This window comes from uncultured Butyricimonas sp. (genome assembly GCF_959596855.1).
GTDB classification, from domain to species: domain Bacteria; phylum Bacteroidota; class Bacteroidia; order Bacteroidales; family Marinifilaceae; genus Butyricimonas; species Butyricimonas muris.
Window position 1 is genome coordinate 1 of the sequence record NZ_CAUFYA010000100.1, and the last position, 3,210, is coordinate 3,210.

4 protein-coding genes and 1 pseudogene are annotated in these 3,210 nt (G+C 43.7%); all 5 read left to right on the plus strand.

Annotation, left to right across the window (positions count from 1 at the left end; genetic code table 11):
- Positions 1-612, plus strand: a 612-nt coding sequence (locus Q5866_RS20945; RefSeq protein WP_303182330.1) for a hypothetical protein, incomplete at its 5' end; no start/stop codon positions are given.
- A gap of 115 nt (positions 613-727) precedes the next feature.
- Positions 728-1,006: a hypothetical protein gene (locus tag Q5866_RS20950; RefSeq protein ID WP_178530594.1), complete on the plus strand. Its 279-nt coding sequence runs from the start codon at positions 728-730 to the stop codon at positions 1,004-1,006.
- A 105-nt stretch (positions 1,007-1,111) separates the two neighbouring features.
- Positions 1,112-1,327, plus strand: a complete 216-nt coding sequence (locus Q5866_RS20955; protein ID WP_178530593.1) for a hypothetical protein — start codon at positions 1,112-1,114, stop codon at positions 1,325-1,327.
- A complete protein-coding gene (locus tag Q5866_RS20960; protein WP_303182332.1) occupies positions 1,303-2,943 on the plus strand; it encodes a recombinase family protein in 1,641 nt (546 codons plus the stop codon). The genes Q5866_RS20955 and Q5866_RS20960 overlap by 25 nt, the downstream gene beginning before the upstream one ends.
- Before the next feature lie 45 nt (positions 2,944-2,988).
- Positions 2,989-3,210 (plus strand): annotated as a pseudogene (tnpA, locus tag Q5866_RS20965) (IS200/IS605 family transposase); the annotation flags it as partial.

Sequence of the window (3,210 nt, forward strand, 5' to 3'; positions counted from 1 at the left end):
CCTATAACGGACGAGGAAATAAATTTAACGGACAACGAGCCGGCGCAGGAATTATGCGAACAGGTACGCATACTCACGGCAGAAGCGCGGGAAGCATTATTGCAGCAAGCCTTGGCGGTATCAAACGAGAAATGCAACGGCTTGATTATGCGGTTGAATGTGCTGGTCGAGGAACTGACGCTGCAAGTGAGGAGCGTAAGATGGAGAATGACCGAGCTCGAAGAGAATCTGAAAGAGAACAACGAGAACTTGCTGAAAAAGCTGCGCATGCAAGCCGAGAGTATGTCGGAGAGCCTGAACGGGAAGATTCGGGAATTGAAGAGTCTGACAATACAAATACAAACCGAAGTAAGAACAGCTACGGCAAAGGCGACTGACGAGGCAAGTAAACTGTTAAATACCCGAATCAACGAAGCGGCGGACAAGGCAATTGCAACAATAGACAGACAAGCGGAAGAAATCAGTAAAAAAGCAAAAGCCATAGAAAAAGAGATAGACCACGCAAGAGAGGAAATTCATTACGAGCGCGGTTTCAGAAAATTCTTTTTCTGGGCTGCACCGGTTTTACTGTTAGCGCAGAGTATTCTTACGGTAATTATGCTGTTAAGATAAAGAAAAAAAACAAGAAGTCGTATTAACATTCTAAAAACGCTTGACTTATTCCGTGCCTCACGGTATAATATAAATAGTCGTATGGATACGATATAATATTTTCGGAGGAACTGACATGGAAAAGAAAGGCAGAGCAGTGAAAGATAAGCGTTACGAGGATAAGCACAAGGCGGAACGCAAAGCCAAGTGTATGGTATGGGGAACGAGCGTACCGAGAGAGAAAGCCGAAAGAATAAACGAGTTTTTGAAAAAGTACGGCTACACAAAGGTACAGCTTATAGAAGCGGGATATGAAGAATTATTAGCCCGACATGATACCGACTTTGCAAAGCTCAAAGACGGGTATGACGATTTTTTCGGTTTTGAGTTAGAGAAAATGAAGAAAACCGAGTAGTTGAAATCTTTTTGAACAAGGAGGAAACGCGATGGAAAGAGAACATAGTATTCAAAGCAATAAGGACGCGGAGTAAAATCCGGGTTTACGTCCGAATAAGGATATTTGAGTATAAAACAAAGAATAGAACAATACGAAATCGGCGGCGCTGTATATACCGTGATCGCCGAAGAAAGCGAAAATGTCAAGAGTACGGCATTGGATATTATAAAGAGATTGGTCAGTCAAATAAATGAAGGACGAATCAAATCAACGGAACGAATTTGCTGTTTGGAGAAAGACGGAGGAAAAGAAAAATGTCAGGAACACAAACAGCTGTAATAAAAAGAAAAAATAACGGAGGTGAAAAAATAACGGCACTGTACAGCCGGTTAAGCCGAGACGACGAGTTAAGCGGCGACAGCAACAGTATCGTACATCAAAAGGAAATATTATCCGCATATGCGGAAAAGCACGGATTCGGAAACATACGGTTTTACGTGGACGACGTCTATTCGGGAACGAACTTTAACCGTCCGGACTTTCAAAGAATGATGGAGGACGTGAACAACGGACGCATCGGTACGATTATCGTGAAAGATATGTCGCGGTTCGGTAGGGACTACATAATGGTGGGTTACTATACCGAAATAATGCTGCCGCAAAAGGATATACGATTCATAGCGGTGAACGATAATGTGGATAGCGAAAACCAGGCAGATAATGACTTCACGCCGTTTCGGAACATCATCAACGAATGGTACGCCAAAGACACAAGTAAGAAGATCCGAAGCGTTCTCAAAGCGAAAGGCAATTCGGGGAAGCATTTAAGCGTCATTCCGCCGTTCGGATATATGAAAGATCCGAACGATAAGGAAAAGTGGATAATAGACGAGGAAGCGGCGCGAATCGTAAGGAAGATATTCCGAATGTATCTGGACGGAAACAATATGGGAAGTATCGCCCGTAAGCTCACAGCCGAAGGAACAGAAACGCCCAAGCTGTACGCCGAGAACAGGGGAATAAAACACTATAAAGCGGCGGCGTATCCCGAAATATGGAGTCGGATTTCCGTGGAGTATATCTTGTCGAACTATGAATATACGGGATGTACGGTAAATTTTAAGACAAAGAGAAAATCGTTTAAGAACAAAAAGCAGGTAATACAAGATAAAGAGTCTTGGGCGGTATTCGAGGGAACGCAGGAGCCTATTATAGCCAAAGAGACTTTTGAAACGGTACAGAAGATGCGAGGCACAAAACGGGCGTACACCAAATTCAACGAAGTCAATATTTTTTCGGGATTGCTGTATTGCGCCGACTGCGGCGGGAAGCTGACGATACGCCGCAGAGCAGACGACAGAAGGAAGGACGCTTTCATCTGTTCGACGTACCGTAAAAAGAAGAAAGGGCTTTGTACGGAGCACGCGATAAAGGTAAATACACTCGAACAAATTGTGCTTAACGATATACGCAAGGTATGCGCGTATGTAAGAAAGTATGAGCGGGAGTTTGTAGAAGAGTATCGAAGATGTTCAACCCGCGAGAGCGCGAAGCTGCAAGCGGCGGCGAGAAACGAACTGAAAAAGGCGGAGAGCAGACTATCGGAGATAGAGAGAATCATCGTAAAGCTCTATGAAGAGAAGGTATGCGGCGCGATGCCCGAAGGACGGTTTGAACTTCTTGCGAAAAACTATGAAGCGGAACAGGCGGAGTTGAAACAAAAAGCAGACATACTCAAAACCAACCTTTCGGCTACCGAGGCAAGCGAAAAGAACATTGCAAAGTTTATTGCTATCGTAAAAAGCTATACCGAAGTAATCGAGCTTACGCCCGAGATTCTGAATAGTTTTATAGATAAGATATATATCGGAAAACCCGAAAGACTAGACGGAAAGCGTGTGCAGGAAGTGAAGATTATCTATAAACTGATAGGAGCGGTAGATATACCGCAGTAACAAAACACCAATTGCCTTGGGGAGAATAAAAATCCCCAAGGACAATTAACACATACGACATGGAGATGTCAATACCATATTGTGTTCACACCGAAGTACCATAGAAAAATAATCTATGGGGCATTGCGTGCGGAGATAGGAAAAATATTGCGGGAACTTTGCTTGCGGAAAGATATAGAAATCATAGAAGCGCACGCAATGCCTGATCACATCCATATGTTGGTGAGCATACCGCCGAATGAAAAAGTATCCTCGTTCATGGGATAT

What these genes read in the sequence shown, in the direction of transcription:
- Q5866_RS20950 (WP_178530594.1), top strand. Translation starts at nt 728, where the DNA reads ATGGAAAAGAAAGGCAGAGCAGTGAAAGATAAGCGTTACGAGGATAAG.
- Q5866_RS20960 (WP_303182332.1), top strand. Translation starts at nt 1,303, where the DNA reads ATGTCAGGAACACAAACAGCTGTAATAAAAAGAAAAAATAACGGAGGT.